This window comes from Meiothermus ruber DSM 1279 (genome assembly GCF_000024425.1).
Lineage (GTDB): Bacteria > Deinococcota > Deinococci > Deinococcales > Thermaceae > Meiothermus > Meiothermus ruber.
Genome location: NC_013946.1, coordinates 2550810 through 2567490 on the forward strand (window position 1 = coordinate 2550810; position 16681 = coordinate 2567490).

A 16681-nucleotide genomic window follows, 5' to 3' on the forward strand; every position below is an offset into this window, starting at 1 on the left:
TTACCGCAAGGCCCCAAAGATGAATGAGACCGGGGTCAAGGGTTGGCCTCCAAGAGGAGGCTTTCCAGATAGCCCCGCAACTGGGTATGCAGGGCCTCGAGGGGCTGGGTTGCATCCAGTAGCACAAAGCGTTCGGGCTCGGCCTGGGCTAGCTCGAGGTAGCCCTGCCGCACCCGCCGGTGAAACTCGAGCGGCTCGCGCTCGAGGCGGTCGCGTCCTTCGAACCGCTCCAGACCCACCTCCGGCGGTAAGTCGAACAAAAAAGTCTTGTGGGGCCGGATACCCTGCGTCGCCCCCTGGGCCACAGCCCGCAGCCAGCCCAGATCCAGCCCCCGCCCGTAGCCCTGGTAGGCCAGGGAGGAGTCCAGCCAGCGGTCGCACAGCACGATATGCCCCAACCCCAACGCCGGTTGAATGACCCGCTGCATGTGCTCGGCGCGGTCGGCGGAGTAGAGCAGGTACTCGGCCTCGGCGCACATGGGATCCTGATGTAACAAAAGCCCGCGGATGGCCTGCCCCAGCCGGGTGCCGCCCGGCTCGCGGGTGAGCACCACCTCACGCCCTTTTGCCCGAAGCCACTCCGCCAGAAGCCGGGCCTGGGTCGACTTGCCCGCCCCCTCGGGGCCTTCAAAAGTTATAAAAAGACCTTTCATGCTACAGCCCGGTCGGATGCTCAATAAACACCCAGGGCAGGCCAAACTCGCGCTCCAGCCGGGCGGCCAGGGCCTTGACCCCGAAGGTTTCGCTGTCGTAGTGGCCGGCGTAAATCACGTTCAGGCCCAGCTCGAAGGGCTCGTGGTAGTGGGCGTGGGCGGGCTCGCCGGTGATGAAAAGGTCGCAGCCCAGGGCTTTGGCCAGCCCCACATCCCCGGCCCCGCCCCCCGAAACAATGCCCACCCGGCGCACCTCGTCCAGCCCCGCCCGCACCACCAGGGGCTGCATGCCGGTCAGCTCGCCGATGCGGTCTTCCACCAGGGCCAGCGGCGTTGGCTCGGCAAACTGGCCGATGTAGCCGATGTTGCCGTACTTGGGGTGCGGGAAGGGCTCCAGGCTTTGCAGCCCCAGCTCGCGGGCCAGCACGGCGTTGTTGCCCACCTCGGGGTGGGCGTCGAGGGGAAGGTGGGCCGTGTAGAGGCTGATACCCGCCGAAAAAAGCCGCTCGAGGCGCTTCTTCTGATACCCCACAATGGCGAAGGGCTGCCCCCAGAAGAGGCCGTGGTGGGTAATCAGGAAATCCACCCCGGCCTCGGCGGCCTTGTCGAAGGTGGCCTGGGCTGCGTCCACCGCGGCCCCCACCCGGCGCACCTCTTCCCGGCCTTCCACCTGCAAACCGTTGAGCGAGGGGTCTTTGAACTCCCGTATTTTTAAGTAATCATCCAGCCAGCGAACCAGATCATCGCGCCGCATGGCTTCAGTCTACCGGTTGCGCCGCCAGGGCCCTGCGCACCTCGTCCACCTCGTTCCAGGGAATGGCCTCGGTGCCCCGCTCGAGCGTCCGCTCGTGGCCTTTGCCGCTAAAGAGCAGGGTATCGCCCGGCTGGGCTTCCTGGATGGCGTAGCGGATGGCCTCGCGCCGGTCGGGGATGAGCACGTAGCGGCGGGGGTCGCCGTGGGCCTGGGCCATGGCCTCCAAAATGGCCTCCAACGGCTCGGTGCGGTGGTCTTCCTCGGTAAAGATGGCGAGATCGGCCAGCCGCGCCGCCACCTGGCCGATGCCCACGCGCCGGCTGGGATCCTGATTCCCGGCGGCCCCGATCACCACCAGCAGGCGGCCCTGGGTGGTGGGGCGCAGGGTCTGCAGGGCGGCCTCGAGGCTGGCCCCGGTGTGGGCGAAGTCCACCACCACCCGAAAGGGCGCGGCCTGCACGAGCTGCATCCGGCCCGGCACGCCGGGAAAACCAGCCAGGCCTTCCTGGATTTGCTCCACCGAGAGGCCCACCTGCGCAGCAGCGGCCATGGCGGCCAGGGCGTTCTCGGCATTGAAGCGGCCCACCATGGGAAGCCGTACGGCAAACCGGCCCATGGGCGAGACCACCTCAAACTCGAGGCCCGTACTGCTTTCCACCAGGTTGTGGGCCTGCCAGTCCCCTTGCTGGCCGTAGCTCCAGGTCTGGGGGCGGCCCCGCAGGGTCTGGGTCCAGGGGTTGTCGCTGTTCACAACGGCGAACCTCGAGCGCTCCAGGAGCTTCTTTTTCTCGGCAAAGTAGTTCTCCATGCTCCCGTGCAGGTCGAGGTGGTCTTGGTAGAGGTTGGTGAACACCCCCACCCGATACTCCAGCCCCCGCACCCGCTCCAGCGCCAGCGCGTGGCTGCTGACCTCGAGCACCGCCTGCCGGCAGCCCGCCTGCACGAAGCGGTGCAGCATCTCCTGTACCTGCGGGGCCTCGGGGGTGGTGAAGTGGCCGGGCAAAAAAAGCTCTTCTTCGCCAATTTTGATGCCCACCGTGGAGAGCCTGCCCACCGGTGGACGGGCCCTTTGCAGCAGGTGATGGAGCAGCACCGCAACGGTGGTTTTGCCCTTGGAGCCGGTCACCCCCAGCAGCTCCAGCCGTTGCGCCGGATACCCCCAGAAGGCCGCCGATAGATCGGCCAGGGCCGCGCGCGCATCCGCCACCCGCAGGTAGGGCACGCTCAGGTGCAGCTCGCGCATCCCCACCACCGCCACCGCCCCGTTCTGGATGGCCTGGGGGATGTAGTCGTGCCCATCGAAAGGCTTGCGGCTCGGCAGGGGCACGCCGGGGATCGCCACGAAGACAAAACCCGGCTGCACCAGGCGCGAGTCGTGGGTCACACCCCGCACCTCCAGGGCCGGGGCGGTCTGGCCGAATAGTCCAAAAAGCTCTTGCAGGGTTGGCATCCAGGCCGCTCCGTTAGACTTGATTTTTGGGCCCCTCGAGCCGCTCGACCGGCCCCCCGGCCTCGGCCCAGGCTTTGAAGCCGCCCTCGATGTGGCAGACCGGCTCCAATCCCATCCGCTGGGCGGTCTGGGCTGCCAGGGCCGAGCGCCAGCCCCCCGCACAGTAAAACACGAACTTTTTACCCGAGGCGAAGATGGGCTTGTGGTAGGGGCTTTCGGGGTCTATCCAGAACTCCAGCATGCCCCTGGGGGCGTGAAAAGCGCCGGGGATCTTGCCCTCGCGCTGGAGCTCGCGGATGTCCCGCAAGTCCACAAACACGTAGTCGGGGTGGCCCAGGTAGCCTTTGGCCTCCTCTGCCGAGATGGTCTCGATCTCGGCCAGGGCCTGCTCGAGCAGCTTTTTATAGCCGACCTTCATTGCCATGCCTCAATTTACTCATCCGAGCGGTTTAAGCTAGCTAAGGTATGCGTGGTTGGCTTTGGCTCTTACCCTTGCTGCTTTCGGCCTGTGTGGTGGGCGTGCGGCCCGAGCCCGACCCTCCCCCGCCGGTGCGGCCCGTACCCCAGACCTCCAGTTTCGTGCTGAATGCCCGGCTGGGCCTGCCGCCCTATCCCGGCAGCGTGGCTATCAAGCGCGAGGAGCGGGGCGGCTCGAGCGAGGCCGAGTTCGAGACCCGCGACCCCCTCGAGCAGGTCTACACCTTCTTCCACAACTGGCTCACCAGCCGGGGCTGGGTGCGCACCCGCCTCGAGTACAAAGGCCCGGCCAGCAAACTCGAGGCCGAGTACCGCCGCGGGGCCGAGCGCTTCAAGCTCGAGCTCGACCAGCAAGGCCGCAGTGGGCGCTACAAGCTCGAGATAGATTTCTGAAAGCCCAGGCCACACAAGGCCCTGCAGATCTGTGGCATTCTGAAGCCGATGCGCCGGGCCTACTCCACCGCACACTGCACCCTCGAGCTTCCCGATTACCACCCTTTCCCCAAGTACAAGTACGCTGGGGTCGCCGAGGCGCTACGGGGCGAGCTGGACATACAACCCGCCCCGGCCATCGCCTGGGAGACCCTGGCCCTGGCCCACACCCCGGACTACCTGCAAAAGCTTCGCTCAGAAGGGCTCAGCCGGCAGGAGTCGCACAAGGTAGGGCTGCCCTGGAGCCAGAGCCTGCTCACCCGGGCCTTGCATGCAGCAGGCGGAACCCTGGCCGCCACCCTGGACGCCCTTCAGACTGGGCTGGGCCTCAACCTGGCCGGGGGCACCCACCACGCCTATCCGGGGCGGGCCGAGGGCTACTGCCTGTTCAACGATGTGGCCGTGGCAATTGCTTACTTGCGGGCCCAGGGCTGGAATGGCCGGGTGCTGGTCGTGGATCTCGATGCCCACCAGGGTAACGGTACAGCAGCTTTTTTTCGGAACGACCCCACCGTCTTTACCCTTTCGGTGCACGCCGAGCGCAACTACCCCCTCAAAAAAGAGCCGGGCGACCTGAACGTAGGGTTGGCGGACGCCACCAACGATGCGGCGTATCTGGAGGCATTGGAGGCTGCGCTGGAACAGGCCTTCACCCACCGGCCGGATCTGGTTTTCTACAACGCCGGGGTGGATGTGCTGCAAAACGACCGCTTCGGACGTTTGGGCCTGAGCCTGCAAGGGCTGGCCGAGCGGGATCGAATGGTATTTGAGAAGATCCGGCAGGCCGGCCAGCCCCTGGTGGTGGTGATGGGCGGCGGCTACAACCGCGACCCACAGACGACTGTGGCCGGCCATGCCCAGACCTACCGCCTGGCCCTCGAGACCCTCGCGAACCGCTAAACACCTTGCTACGCAGCAGAGGCTGGCCTGCGATACACTGCCCCCATGCAACCACCCCGCAATATCCTCTCCATCCAAAGCTGGGTTTCCTACGGCCACGTCGGCAACGCCGCCGCGGTGTTTCCGCTGCAACGCATGGGCTTCGAGGTATGGGCCATTCACACCGTGCAGTTCTCCAATCACACCGGCTACGGGCAGTGGAAGGGCATGATCCTGCCGCCCGAGCACCTTGTAGCGGTGGTGGAAGGGATCGCCGAGCGCGATGTACTGGGCCAGTGCGACGCGGTGTTGTCAGGTTATATGGGCAGCGGCGGCACCGCCGGGGCGATTCTATCGGCCCTGCACAAGGTGCGCCAGCTCAACCCCAGCGCGCTGTTCTGCTGCGACCCGGTGATGGGCGACGAGGGCCGGGGCCTGTTTGTACGCCCGGAAATCCCCGAGATCATCAAAAACCAGGTGCTGCCCCAGGCCGATATCCTCACCCCCAACCAGTTCGAGCTCGAGCTCCTCACCGAGCATCCCAGCAAAACCCTACCAGAGGCGCTCGAGGCCGCCCGCATCGTCCGGGCCCGGATGCACCCGGGCGGCCCCCGCATCGTGGTGGTAACCAGCCTGCTGCGCCAGGGAGCCCCTGAAAATACCATCGAAACCCTTGCCGTAGCCGAGGAGGGGGCCTGGCTGGTGCGCACCCCCCGCATCCCCCTCGAGCCCCCCCGCAACGGAACCGGCGACGCCATTGCGGCCCTGTTCTTGGGGCGCTACCTCCAGACCCACCAGGTAGCCCAGAGCCTCGAGCACGCGGTCTCGGCCATGTACAACCTGCTGCTGCTCACCCACCAGATGAATACCCGTGAAATTCAGCTCATCGCCGCCCAGGACGAATACATCAACCCCAGCCGTCGCTTTGCCGCCGAGCAGGTGGCATGAGGGCTAGTCGTAAAAGTAAGCCCAGCCAGCCGAACGCACCGCCAGGTAGTAGGCATAGGCCGCCGAGTAGCAAGCCGACCGGCTCAAGAAGCTTCTGGGGCGGCAGATCTGGTTCATGTTGACCAAAAAGTTGTCGTCGGAAAGCTTGCGCCCGGTCTCGTTGTAGAGGCTGGGAAAACGTGGAAAGTTGGCATAGCCAAAGTCGTGCACATTGCAGGCCGGCCGGAAGGTCTCGCGGTAGCCCAGCCCCAGGCCCTCCGGGGCCGAACACCCATTGCGGCTCCAGTCAAACTGCGGATAGCTGGCCCGCGCGTTGTAGTAGGCGTCGTAGTTGGCCACGCTGCCCAGGGCAATGCTCTGCACCAGCAGCAGGTCGCCCGCACCCAGGCTTTGCAGGGCCAGCCGGGCCTGCTCGAGGTTCTGCAACGCCTCTGTATAGGCCGCAATGGCCTCGGGCTCGACCCCTAGCTGGCGCATGTCCTCCACAATGGATGCACTGGTCGACTCGGTAGCCGGCTGGCTGCAGGCCGCCAGCAACAAGGCCAGTATTCCCACCGCAAAACGCATCGGTTTACCCATACTCAACCCTCCTTCAAGGATTCCTTAACCCTGCGGGGATAGCCTACCACAGCAATTTCAGCTCCTCCACAGGGTAAGTCGCCCCACACACCCAAGCCCCTTTCTAAACGATCATAAGAAAGTCGTCCCTAGCAACGTCCCCTAGCCAACAAGGAGGCCTTATGCGAAAATTCTGGCTTGCAGGAGGGTTGCTGCTGGGCCTGGCCCTGGCCCATCACGGCTGGAGCAGCTACGACGCCAGCCGGGTGATTACCGCCACCGGCACCATCACCGAGGTCACCTTCGAGTTTCCCCATGCCACCATCTGGATAGAGGTTCCCCCCTCCGGCCTGACCCTGCAGCGCAGGTGGTACGTGGTGCTGGCCCCACCCTCGAGGATGACGGCCCGGGGACTGCCCAACGGCAGCCTCAAGGTGGGGGCGCGGGTCACGGTGGTGGGCTACCCACACCGCACCGAGCCTGAGGAAATGCGGGCCGAACGCATCATCGTAGATGGCAAAACGGTGGAACTGCGCTGATGGGTGAAGCCTGGGTCGCCTGGCTGGACTGGCTGCATACCACCCCGCTCGCGCAGACCATGCGCCAGTCGGAGTGGCTCTACCCTGCGGTGGAGATCCTGCACATTCTGGGATTCTGCGCGCTGGTGGGAGCGGCGGCCCTGTTCGATCTACGGCTGTTGGGGGTCTCCAGACAGATTCCCGTACAGCAGATGGCCGCTCACCTGCTGCCGGTGGCCTGGGTGGGCTTTGCCCTGGCCGCGCCCAGCGGTTTTTTGCTGCTTCTGTCCGACGCCCCCAGCATTGGGGTCAGCCCGATCTTCCTGAGCAAGCTGGCCCTGATCGGGCTGGCGGGGATCAACGCGTGGATCTTTCATTTCCGCACCGCACGAAGCCTGCCAGCCTGGAATCAGCACACCCACCCCCCGCCGGCGGCCAAGCTGGGGGCGCTGGTTTCGCTAGGGGTTTGGATAAGCGTTATTGCCCTGGGCCGATTAATCGCCTATTACGGATAAAAAGACGGCTCCCCTCGAGCCGCCCAGATTGCCCCGGAAGGTGTGCTTTGAACGGTGCGGTTCGGAAACACCTCCCCTCGAGGCTACCCGACCCAAACACCTCCGAAGGATGCCTCCAGCCTAGCAAGAGAAACACCTGGGGATTGGTAATTTGACACTTTACCCACCTCCTAGCTGTGTCCTCGCGGATTTGTCACCGCATAGCAACAAGACAACCCGGCATACCAGGCCATCTGTTCCCACCTACTCCCAACAAACGCGTTCCATAGGTGGTTTGCGCAGGGGCTATTGCATTTCAGAACCGAATGTGCTAGAACTATGGTCACAATAATTGCAAACGATTGCAAAAAAGTGCGCCCGCAACCCTTCTTGTAATCGCTTGTTCCTGGCATGGAGCGGCTTTTTTGTAAATCCTGCACTGCAAACGATTGCATATGGTCAACCTTGATGACGTCGCCAAACTCGCGCAGGTCTCCCCCGCCACTGTGTCGCGGGCGCTATCCCGCCCAGAGATGGTGGCCGAAGCCACCCGCAAACGCATCCTGCAGGCGGCCCAGGAGCTGGGCTACCAGCCCAATCAGCTCGCCCGCAGTTTGCGCCAGCGCAGCAGCCAGACCCTGGGGCTGATCATCACCGATATCCTCAACCCCTTCCACGCCACGCTAGCCAAGGGCGTACAGGACGCCGCCGAAAAACACAACTACACGGTCTTCCTCTTCAATACCGACGAAGATCCAGAAAAAGAGCGACGCGCCCTTAACGTGCTGCGCGGGCACCAACCTCGAGGCCTCCTAATTGTGCCCAGCCCCCAGGCCAAAGAGAACCTCAAGCTCGTAACCAAGCTACCCATCGTAGAGCTGGATCGCACCAGCGGAACCCCTGGCATCCGCACGGTCATGGTCGATAACGTGGGTGGGGCCCGTAAAGCCGTGCAGCACCTGATCGATCTGGGCCATCGGCGCATCGGCATGATCGTAGGGCGCCTGGACATCTCCACCGCGGTCGAGCGCCTGCAAGGTTACCGTGAGGCCTTGCAGGCCGCCGGCATCCCCTACGACGAGACCCTGGTGCGGCTTGGCAATCACCGCGAAGCCGATGGCCGCGCGGCAGCCCAGGCCCTGCTGTCCATGCCCCCCGACAAACGGCCCACAGCCTTATTCGTGGGCAACAACGAGATGACCGTGGGCGCGGTGCTGGCCTTGCGCGAGATGGGCATCCGCATCCCCCAGGAGCTATCGGTGGTCGGATTTGACGATTCCCGCTGGGCTGCAACCATCGAACCAGCCCTCACCGTGGTGGCCCAGCCCACCTACGAGCTGGGGTTCTTGGCCTGCGAAACCCTGCTGAGTTCGCTTAGTCGCGGCCAGGACACCCTGCCCACCAGCATCCGGCTGGACACCAGCTTCATTCTTCGGGAGTCCACCGCCCCTCCGGGCGGTCGCAAAAATGGGCTCAAAAAAAGGAGGCAGAGCTAGAAAAAAACAAGTCGGGTTGAGGTTGCGTTTTAGTCAAGGAGGAGAAGCTATGCGTAGAGTGCTCGTTATTACAGGTTTGTTGGCAGCAGGCATCGCCGCGCTTGGACTGGTAACCGCCCAGGACAAGACCCCTTACATCGGACTCATCACCAAAACCGAGTCCAACCCCTTCTTCGTCAAGATGAAGGAAGGGGCCCAGAAGGAAGCCCAGCGGCTGGGCGCCAAGTTCATCAGCGCCGCAGGAAAAACCGACGGTGACAACGCCGGACAGGTGGCTGCCATCGAAAACATGGTGGCCGCCGGGGTCAACACCATCCTGATTACCCCCAGCGATGCCAAAGCCATCGTGCCCGCCATTCAAAAGGCTCGAGCCGCCGGGGTGCAGGTCATCGCCCTGGATAGCCCCACCGATCCCGAAGATGCGGTAGACGCCCTCTTCGCCACCAACAACTACCAGGCCGGGGTGCTGATCGGTGAGTATGCCGCCGCGGTCATGAAGGGCAAAAAGCCGGTCATCGCCACCCTCGACCTCTTCCCCGGGCACCCCGTGGGCGCACAGCGTCACAACGGCTTCCTGGCCGGCTTTGGGCTGCCAAGCCTGCCGCAGGAAAGCAACGAGCTGGCCAAGCCCGCCGAGGTGGTCTGCATGGCCGATACCTATGGCGACCGGGCCAAGGCCCAGACCGCCATGGAAAACTGCCTGCAGAAAAACCCCAACATCAACCTGGTCTACACCATCAACGAACCGGCCGCCGCAGGGGCCTATCAGGCGCTCAGGGCAGCCGGTAAAGAGAAGAACGTCATCATCGTCTCGGTGGACGGCGGGTGCGAGGGGGTGCGCAACGTCGAGCGGGGCATTATTGCAGCCACCTCGCAGCAGTACCCCTTGAAGATGGCCGCGCTGGGTGTGGCGGCTGGGGTCAAGTACGCCAAAACCGGCCAGAAGGCCCGCGGCTATGTGGACACCGGCGTCACCCTGATCGCCAAGAACCCCGTGCCGGGCGTCGGCAGCAAGGATGTGAAGTTCGGTCTGGCCAATTGCTGGGGCCAGTAAGCGGAGCCGGGGAGGGGGTGCTGGCCTCCTCCCCATCTCCTACAAGCTCGAGCGGGCGTGCACACCAGACCGCTTTTCAAAAAAACCCTACCCAATAACACCAAACCAAGCCGGACTTTGAGACCAGGCGCTTGATACAATAAACCAGAGCAAACAATCAAAGCGAGGAGAGCATGTCGGAGCAGTCAGGTACCACCCAAAAGCCTCGCAGCCTTCTGGACAGGCTGCCCAGCCTGACCATCATGGGGCCGCTGGTGGCGCTTTTGCTGGCGGTGGTGTTTTTTAGCTTCCAGTCCGAGCGGTTCTTAACCGGTCAGAACTTTTCCCTGATTTTGCAGCAAATTTCGGTGGTCGCGGTGCTGGCCATCGGCCAGACCCTGATCATCCTCACCGCGGGCATTGACCTATCGGTTGGGTTTGTGATGGCCCTGGGCACCATGGTCATGGCCAAGTTTGCTGTTGAGCTGGGCATGCCACCCCTGCTAGCCATCCTGTGCGGTATGGCCGTGACCACTGCTTTCGGCTTTTTGAACGGCTTTTTGATTACCCGTTTTAAGCTGCCCCCTTTCATCGTCACCCTGGGCACCATGAACATCGCCTTCGCCCTGACCCAGATCTACTCCAGGGCCCAGACCGTGAGCGGTCTGCCGGAGGCCCATCTCTTCTGGGGCAATACCTTCAAAATCGGCGAGACGGTCTTCACCTATGGCGTTGTGCTGATGATTGTGCTGTACCTGCTGGTCTGGTTTTTCCTGAGCGAGACCGCCCCCGGCCGCCATCTATACGCGGTCGGCAACAACCCCGAAGCCGCTCGTCTGATGGGGATTCCCACCCAGCGGGTGCTGCTGCTTACCTACACCATCGCCGGCTTCTTCTATGGCATCGCCGGATGGCTGCTGATCTCCCGCACCAGCGTGGCCGACCCCAACGCTGGGCAGACCGAGAACCTCGAGACCATCACCGCAGTGGTGCTGGGCGGCACCAGCCTGTTCGGCGGGCGGGGGATGATCCTGGGCACCCTCCTGGGGGCCATCATCGTGGGGGTCTTCCGCAACGGCCTGACCCTGACCGGGGTCTCCTCGGTTTACCAGGTTTTGATCACTGGCATTCTGGTAATTCTGGCCGTGACCGCCGATCAACTTTCCAAACGCAGGAGCTAGGTCTATGGAAACCAATGTCAACCCCACCCCAGTTCAGCCAGCGCCGGGCTTCCATCCCGGCCCCAACACCACAAAGCCCCGCATCGTGCTGGAGGCCCGCAACCTGGTCAAGCGCTACGGCCATGTGACCGCCCTGGACGGCACCGACTTCGAGCTGCGCGCAGGCGAGATTCTGGCCGTCATCGGCGACAACGGCGCGGGCAAATCCACCCTGATCAAAGCCCTCTCGGGCGCGATCATCCCCGACTCGGGCGAGATCTACCTGGACGGCCAGCGGGTGCATTTCCGCAGCCCCATTGACGCCCGCCGGAACGGCATCGAGACCGTTTACCAGGATCTGGCCGTGGCCCCGGCCATGACCATCGCCGAGAACCTTTTCCTGGGGCGGGAGATCCTGCGCCCCGGCTGGTTTGCCCGGCTGATCCGCTGGATTGACAAGAAAAAGATGCTCGAGGAAGCCATCGCCGACATGAAAGACCTTAAGATCGGCATCCGCTCCATGACCCAGGCCGTGGAGACCCTTTCCGGTGGGCAGCGCCAGGGGGTCGCAGTAGCCCGCAGCGCGGCCTTTGCCCGGCACGTGGTCATCATGGACGAGCCCACCGCCGCGCTGGGAGTAAAGGAAGGCAATATGGTGCTCGAGCTCATCCGTAGGGTGCGCGATAATGGTCTGCCGGTGATTATCATCAGCCACAACATGCCCCACGTCTTCGAGATCGCCGACCGCATCCACATCCAGCGGCTGGGTAAGCGAGCTGCGGTGGTCAACCCCAAAACCATCAGCATGTCCGATGCGGTGGCGGTGATGACCGGGGCCAAAAGCGCAGCCGAGCTGAGCCCCGAGGCGCTGGCCCTGTAGGGCCTGGCGTCTTGTGGGGTGGATCGGTATGCTGCTGGGCCTCGACCTGGGCACCGGATCGCTCAAAGCCCTCCTGCTGGATTTCAACGGACAGGTGCGCGGGGAAGCCAGCCGCCCCTACCCGGTAGCGGCCCCCCATCCCGGCTGGGCCGAGTCCGACCCCGAGGACTGGTGGCGGGCTGCCGCCGAGGCCACCCAAGCCGCTGTCGGGCCGCTGGCCTCACAGGTGGTGGCGGTTGGCCTGTCCGGTCAGATGCATGGGGTGGTGCTATCGGATCCAGCGGGCCAGCCCCTACGCCCGGCCATCCTCTGGGCCGACGGCCGGGCGGTGCGGGAACTCAGTGCGCTCAAGGCCCTCCCCGAATCGCTGCAGCACAGGCTGGCCAACCCGCTGGTGGTGGGCATGGCGGCTCCCAGCCTGCTCTGGCTCGAGCGCAACGAACCCCGGCCCTACGCCGAGGCCCGCTGGGCCTTGCAGCCCAAGGACTGGCTGCGCCTGCGCCTTACCGGCCAGGCCGCCAGCGAGCCCTCCGATGCCTCCGGTACCCTGCTGTACGACCTACTGGCCGATACCTGGGCCTGGGAGGCGCTCGAGCGGCTGGGCCTGCGCGCAGAACTCCTCCCCCCGCTCCTGCCCTCCGGCACCGTTGCCGGACACCTTACCCGCGCCGCCGCCCGCTGGCTGGGCCTGCCGGAAGGCCTGCCGGTGGCCGCCGGAGCCGCTGACACCGCCGCAGCGCTCCTGGGCAGCGGCCTGGCAGTCGGCCAGGTGCAGCTTACGGTGGGTTCCGGCGCGCAAATTGCGGTTCTGCTGGACACCCTTCAGATAGACCCCACGCTGCGCACCCACCGCTACCGAGCCACCCGGCCTCAGCAGTGGTACGCCCTGGCGGCTATGCAGAATGCCGGACTGGCGCTGGAATGGGTGCGCAACATGCTGCACCTGAGCTGGGAGGAAGCCTACCGGGAGGCTCAGCAAGCACCCGCAGGCTGCGAGGGGCTTTGTTTCCTCCCCTATCTGACCGGCGAGCGCACCCCCCACCTGAACCCCCAGGCCCGCGGGGTCTGGGCCGGACTCAGGCTAAACCACCAGCGCGGCCACTTAATGCGCGCGGCTCTGGAAGGAGTCGCCTACAGCCTCCGTGAAGGCCTCGAGGCCTTAGGTGCGGTGATCCCCCCCCAGGCTCCGCTGCGCCTGTCGGGGGGTGGCAGCCAGGAACCCTTCTGGCAACAGATGCTCTCCGACGTGCTGGGCCGCCCCCTGGTGAGCACCCCCACCCCCTCGGCCTCGGCCAGAGGAGCGGCCCTGTTGGCCGGCATGGCGGTGGGTATAACCCTCGAGGTCGCCAGAAGCGAAACTCCTGTCGCCGAACCACAAAGCTCCGTCTACGAGGAGGGCTACCAGCGGTATAAGCAGTTGTACCGCCAGCTCTCGAGCTGGTTTTGAACTGGGATAAAATCCTACCGATGGAGCTACTGAGCGAGGCCGAGGTGCGGGTGCTGGGCACCCTGATTGAGAAGCAATACGCCACCCCCGACCACTACCCCCTGACCGAGAACGCCGTCCGGCTGGGAGCCAACCAGAAAAACAACCGTCAGCCCGTTACCAACCTGAGCGAAGCTGAGGTGCGCGAGGCCCTGGACGCCCTCCAGCGCAAACGGCTGTGCGGCATGTTCCGCGAGTACAACGCCCGGGCTCCCAAGTACCGGCAGTTTCTGGATCGGGAGTTTAAGCTCGAGCCCCCCGCCACCATCCTGATGGCCCTGCTGATGCTGCGCGGCCCTCAGACCTTAGGCGAGCTGCGGGCCCGGGCCGAGAGCATGAACCACAAGTTCGCCTCGCTGCAAGAAGTGGAGGCGGTGCTAAAGGAGCTTATCAACCTGGCCCCCCACCCCCTGGTGGCCCCGCTCGAGCGCCAGCCCGGTGAACGCGAGGTACGCTATGCCCATCTGCTGGCCGGAAAGCCAGCCCCCTTTGTGCGCACAGAGGCCAGAAGCGAACTCGAGCAGCGTTTAGAGGCCCTAGAAGCCGAAGTACACGACCTGCGAACCCAGTTAGAAGAGCTCAAAAGGATGCTGAGCTGATACCAACGCCTGTTCAGGGAAGATCCTGTGGGCGGTTGGCGTTTAGGAATAAATAAGAACCAAAGCGGGCCTCGAGCGCACGTTTATCCAGGGCCATCAGGGGAATGTCATGTAGCAGCGCCTGCATCTTGAGGTTCCCCGTCTCAAGGCGACGCAGAACCTCACCCTCCAGCGATTTGTGATACAGCGCCCCCAACGGTTCATATAAATCGTTCAATACCGCTACCACCGCCTGGATATCGGCCCGGGTGTGCTCGAGCATAAAGCACCAGAAATCCCGGCTCAGGAAAGGTTGATCGCAGCCTGCCACCGCCACCCAGTCCTGCTGGGCGTGCGCGAGCGCTGCGTGCAACCCCGACAGGGTATCCCCCCCGCGCCAGAGGTCGGGATAGACCTCGAGGCCTGGGTAGGGGCGGTTGGCAATCACCAGGCGCTCAGAGGCCCCGGCCATCGAGTCCAGCACCCAGGCAATAAGGGGCTTGCCTTTGTATATGTAGAGCGCCTTGTCCTGACCAAACCGGCTGGATGACCCGCCGGCCAAAACCGCTCCACTCCATTGCATAACCACCAGCATAGCTGGCAGTAGAAACTCCCGCAGCACATACCAAAATTCCGCTCATCATCAGTTTTTTATGGTTCTTCTGACAATACCCTGACATAAGGCTGACAAGCTATTCGGCGGAGCGCGGCACCAGGCTTGTGCCGCAGAGTCCAACACCAAGGAGGCCCTTGATGAAGAAATTCCTGATTGCAACTACCGCCCTGCTAGGCTTGGCCGGCCACGGTCTAGCCCAGGTTAGCCTTACGGGGGCTGGAGCCACTTTTCCCTTCCCAGTCCTGTCGAAGTACTTCGACGAATACCTGAAAGTGACCAACAACCAGGTTCGCGTTAACTACCAGTCCATCGGCTCGGGTGGGGGTCAGCGCCAGTTCATCGAGCAAACCGTACACTTTGGCGCCTCCGATAACCCCTTCAACGACCAGCAAATGGCCGAGATTCGCAGGAACACCGGCTCCCCTGCGCTCAACATTCCCTTTGTGCTGGGTGCGGTCGTACCCACCTACAACCTGCCCGGCGTAACCCAACGCCTGAACTTTACCGGTGAGGTGCTGGCCGATATCTTCCTGGGGAACATCAAAACCTGGAACGACCCCGCCATCGCCAGGCTGAACGAGGGGGTTCGCCTGCCCCCGCTGCCGATCACCGTGGTGCACCGCTCTGACGGCTCGGGTACCACCTATGTCTGGACCGACTACCTGACCAAAGTATCGCCCGAATGGGCACAGAAGGTGGGCCGGGGCAACAGCGTCAACTGGCTGGCTCCTAACAAAGTGGGCGGCCGTGGCAACGAAGGTGTTGCCGGCGTGGTGCGCAATACCCCTGGCGCCATTGGTTACAACGAAGTAACCTACGCGGTGCAGAACCGCATCCTCTTTGGGGCCGTACAAAACCGCGCAGGCCGCTTTATGGTGGCCGATCTGCCCGCCATCGCTGCGGCTGCCAATGTGGTGCTGCCAGGGGACGCCCGGGTTTCGCTGACCAATACCCAAGCGCCCGACGGGTATCCGATTGCCAGCTTCTCCTACCTGCTGGTCTACGAACAACTTGACAAAAACAAGGCTTTCAAGAGCGAAGCCGAGGCCAGGGCTTTCGTACAACTGCTCAAGTGGATCGTAACCGAAGGGCAGAAGTACAACGAGCCGCTCACCTATGGCCGCCTGACCGAAACCGCGCAGGCCCGTGCCCTGGCCCTGATCTCGCGCATCACCTATCAAGGAAAACCCATCGGCCGGGAGATTGTTGGCCGCTAAGCTTATTTAGAGGCGGGGGCCTCGAGGCTCCCGCCTCTTTTGTAAACTAGAGGCGTGCGCATGCAACAAGCCCCCGTACAACCCTCCATTATCAAACATCAGCCCTCCGCGATTTACCGTGTGTTGGGCGATCGCATTTTCCTAGGCGTAGTTTTGCTGCTGGCGCTCAGCATCATCGCCCTGACCGTGGGGCTGGGTTACTACCTGTACCTGGGCGGCTCGCAGGCTATTAACAAAGAAGGTTTTTTTGGCTTTCTGACCGGAACTACCTGGGATCCGGCCTTGAAGCTCGAGTTTGGCATCTGGCCATACGTTCTTGGAACCATCATCACCAGTCTGGCCGCCCTGGTTTTATCGGTTCCGGTGGCCCTGGCAGCGGCTATTTTTACCGCTGAGTACGCCCCTCGCTGGCTGGCCGGGTTCATCAACTACCTGGTAGACTTGATGGCCGCGGTGCCAAGCGTGGTCTACGGCATCTGGGGCATTTTTGTGCTGGCTCCGTTTTTGCGAGAGGTCTTTTATATGCCCTTCTTTTTGTGGGCCGCAGAAAACGCGCCCTGGTTGTCTCGCTATCTGGGAAACCCAGCCGGATACGGTATGTTCACGGCCATTGTGATTCTCTCCAGTATGGTGATCCCCTTCACGGCTGCACTTTCGCGCGATGCCATTGCGCTGGTTCCGGTCGCCCAGCGCGAGGGGGCCTATGCGCTGGGAGCAACCCGCTGGGAAGTCATGCAAACGGTCATTCTGCCCTACGCCAGAGGCGGCATATTTGCCGGGGCTATGCTGGCGCTGGGCCGCGCACTGGGTGAAACCATGGCGGTAGCGATGGTTATCGGCAACGGCAACATTCTGCCTTACACCCTCTTTGGCCCTGCTTCCACAATGCCCGCAGTGATTGCGCTCGAGCTCAAAGAGGCCGTGGAAGACCTGCACTACTCAGCCATTATCGGGGTGGGCTTTTACCTGTTCTTGATTGCCTTCATCGTCAACGCGGCGGCCAGCTACCTGCTCAACAAACTCAAGGTAGGAGGCCAACGGGCTTAGAGGAG

19 protein-coding genes are annotated in these 16681 nt (G+C 63.5%); 13 read left to right on the top strand and 6 right to left on the bottom strand.

Going from position 1 to position 16681, the window contains the following annotated elements; genetic code table 11:
- Positions 1 to 35 precede the first annotated feature (35 nt).
- The 4 genes from tmk to MRUB_RS12605 are packed head-to-tail and all read right to left on the bottom strand — an operon-like array spanning position 36 to position 3281.
- Positions 36 to 653: a dTMP kinase gene (gene tmk / locus MRUB_RS12590; protein WP_013014750.1), complete on the bottom strand. Its 618-nt coding sequence runs from the start codon at positions 651 to 653 to the stop codon at positions 36 to 38.
- Position 654: 1 nt separating this feature from the next.
- Positions 655 to 1407, bottom strand: coding sequence for a Nif3-like dinuclear metal center hexameric protein (locus MRUB_RS12595; protein ID WP_013014751.1), 753 nt, complete (start codon positions 1405 to 1407; stop codon positions 655 to 657).
- Between the two features lie 4 nt (positions 1408 to 1411).
- A complete protein-coding gene (locus MRUB_RS12600; protein WP_013014752.1) occupies positions 1412 to 2857 on the bottom strand; it encodes a UDP-N-acetylmuramoyl-L-alanyl-D-glutamate--2,6-diaminopimelate ligase in 1446 nt (481 codons plus the stop codon).
- Between the two features lie 13 nt (positions 2858 to 2870).
- Positions 2871 to 3281: a rhodanese-like domain-containing protein gene (locus MRUB_RS12605; protein WP_036199599.1), complete on the bottom strand. Its 411-nt coding sequence runs from the start codon at positions 3279 to 3281 to the stop codon at positions 2871 to 2873.
- 41 nt (positions 3282 to 3322) lie between these two features.
- Here MRUB_RS12605 and MRUB_RS12610 point away from each other — a divergent pair, with 41 nt between their 5' ends.
- Genes MRUB_RS12610 through pdxY form a run of 3 tightly spaced genes read left to right on the top strand, consistent with a single transcriptional unit; the run spans position 3323 to position 5593 of the window.
- The gene (locus MRUB_RS12610) at positions 3323 to 3727 is read left to right on the top strand and encodes a hypothetical protein (protein ID WP_013014754.1); all 405 of its coding nucleotides are present in this window, start codon (positions 3323 to 3325) and stop codon (positions 3725 to 3727) included.
- 48 nt (positions 3728 to 3775) lie between these two features.
- Positions 3776 to 4666 (top strand): histone deacetylase family protein, encoded by an 891-nt coding sequence (locus tag MRUB_RS12615; protein ID WP_013014755.1) that lies wholly within the window; start codon positions 3776 to 3778, stop codon positions 4664 to 4666.
- Positions 4667 to 4711: 45 nt separating this feature from the next.
- Positions 4712 to 5593, top strand: coding sequence for a pyridoxal kinase PdxY (gene pdxY / locus MRUB_RS12620; protein WP_013014756.1), 882 nt, complete (start codon positions 4712 to 4714; stop codon positions 5591 to 5593).
- Positions 5594 to 5596: 3 nt separating this feature from the next.
- Here the strand turns inward: pdxY and MRUB_RS12625 are convergent, their stop codons facing one another.
- Complete coding sequence (locus tag MRUB_RS12625; protein WP_013014757.1) at positions 5597 to 6172, bottom strand: phospholipase A2; 576 nt, start codon at positions 6170 to 6172, stop codon at positions 5597 to 5599.
- Positions 6173 to 6333: 161 nt separating this feature from the next.
- Here MRUB_RS12625 and MRUB_RS12630 point away from each other — a divergent pair, with 161 nt between their 5' ends.
- From MRUB_RS12630 to MRUB_RS12665, 8 genes are all read left to right on the top strand, one after another.
- Positions 6334 to 6690 carry a DUF6152 family protein gene (locus MRUB_RS12630; RefSeq protein WP_013014758.1) on the top strand — a complete coding sequence of 119 codons (357 nt, stop codon included), beginning with the start codon at positions 6334 to 6336 and terminating at the stop codon, positions 6688 to 6690.
- Positions 6690 to 7184, top strand: coding sequence for a hypothetical protein (locus MRUB_RS12635; RefSeq protein WP_013014759.1), 495 nt, complete (start codon positions 6690 to 6692; stop codon positions 7182 to 7184). Before MRUB_RS12630 ends, MRUB_RS12635 begins: the two co-directional genes overlap by 1 nt.
- A 434-nt stretch (positions 7185 to 7618) precedes the next feature.
- Positions 7619 to 8659 carry a LacI family DNA-binding transcriptional regulator gene (locus tag MRUB_RS12640; protein ID WP_013014760.1) on the top strand — a complete coding sequence of 347 codons (1041 nt, stop codon included), beginning with the start codon at positions 7619 to 7621 and terminating at the stop codon, positions 8657 to 8659.
- Positions 8660 to 8708: 49 nt separating this feature from the next.
- On the top strand, positions 8709 to 9713 hold the full coding sequence (locus tag MRUB_RS12645; protein ID WP_013014761.1) for a sugar ABC transporter substrate-binding protein: 1005 nt from the start codon (positions 8709 to 8711) through the stop codon (positions 9711 to 9713).
- Positions 9714 to 9886: 173 nt separating this feature from the next.
- Complete coding sequence (locus MRUB_RS12650; protein ID WP_013014762.1) at positions 9887 to 10873, top strand: ABC transporter permease; 987 nt, start codon at positions 9887 to 9889, stop codon at positions 10871 to 10873.
- 4 nt (positions 10874 to 10877) lie between these two features.
- Positions 10878 to 11732, top strand: coding sequence for an ATP-binding cassette domain-containing protein (locus MRUB_RS12655; protein WP_013014763.1), 855 nt, complete (start codon positions 10878 to 10880; stop codon positions 11730 to 11732).
- A gap of 13 nt (positions 11733 to 11745) precedes the next feature.
- Positions 11746 to 13179, top strand: a complete 1434-nt coding sequence (gene xylB, locus MRUB_RS12660; protein ID WP_241476951.1) for a xylulokinase — start codon at positions 11746 to 11748, stop codon at positions 13177 to 13179.
- A 20-nt stretch (positions 13180 to 13199) separates the two neighbouring features.
- Entirely contained in the window at positions 13200 to 13817 is a 618-nt protein-coding gene (locus MRUB_RS12665; protein WP_013014765.1) for a YceH family protein, read from the top strand.
- A gap of 13 nt (positions 13818 to 13830) precedes the next feature.
- Here MRUB_RS12665 and mobA read toward each other — a convergent pair whose 3' ends face one another.
- Entirely contained in the window at positions 13831 to 14391 is a 561-nt protein-coding gene (gene mobA, locus MRUB_RS12670) for a molybdenum cofactor guanylyltransferase (RefSeq protein ID WP_013014766.1), read from the bottom strand.
- A 158-nt stretch (positions 14392 to 14549) separates the two neighbouring features.
- Between mobA and pstS the strand changes: the two genes are divergently transcribed.
- Positions 14550 to 15629 carry a phosphate ABC transporter substrate-binding protein PstS gene (gene pstS / locus MRUB_RS12675; RefSeq protein ID WP_013014767.1) on the top strand — a complete coding sequence of 360 codons (1080 nt, stop codon included), beginning with the start codon at positions 14550 to 14552 and terminating at the stop codon, positions 15627 to 15629.
- Positions 15630 to 15689: 60 nt separating this feature from the next.
- Positions 15690 to 16676 carry a phosphate ABC transporter permease subunit PstC gene (pstC, locus tag MRUB_RS12680; RefSeq protein ID WP_013014768.1) on the top strand — a complete coding sequence of 329 codons (987 nt, stop codon included), beginning with the start codon at positions 15690 to 15692 and terminating at the stop codon, positions 16674 to 16676.
- Positions 16677 to 16681 lie beyond the last annotated feature (5 nt).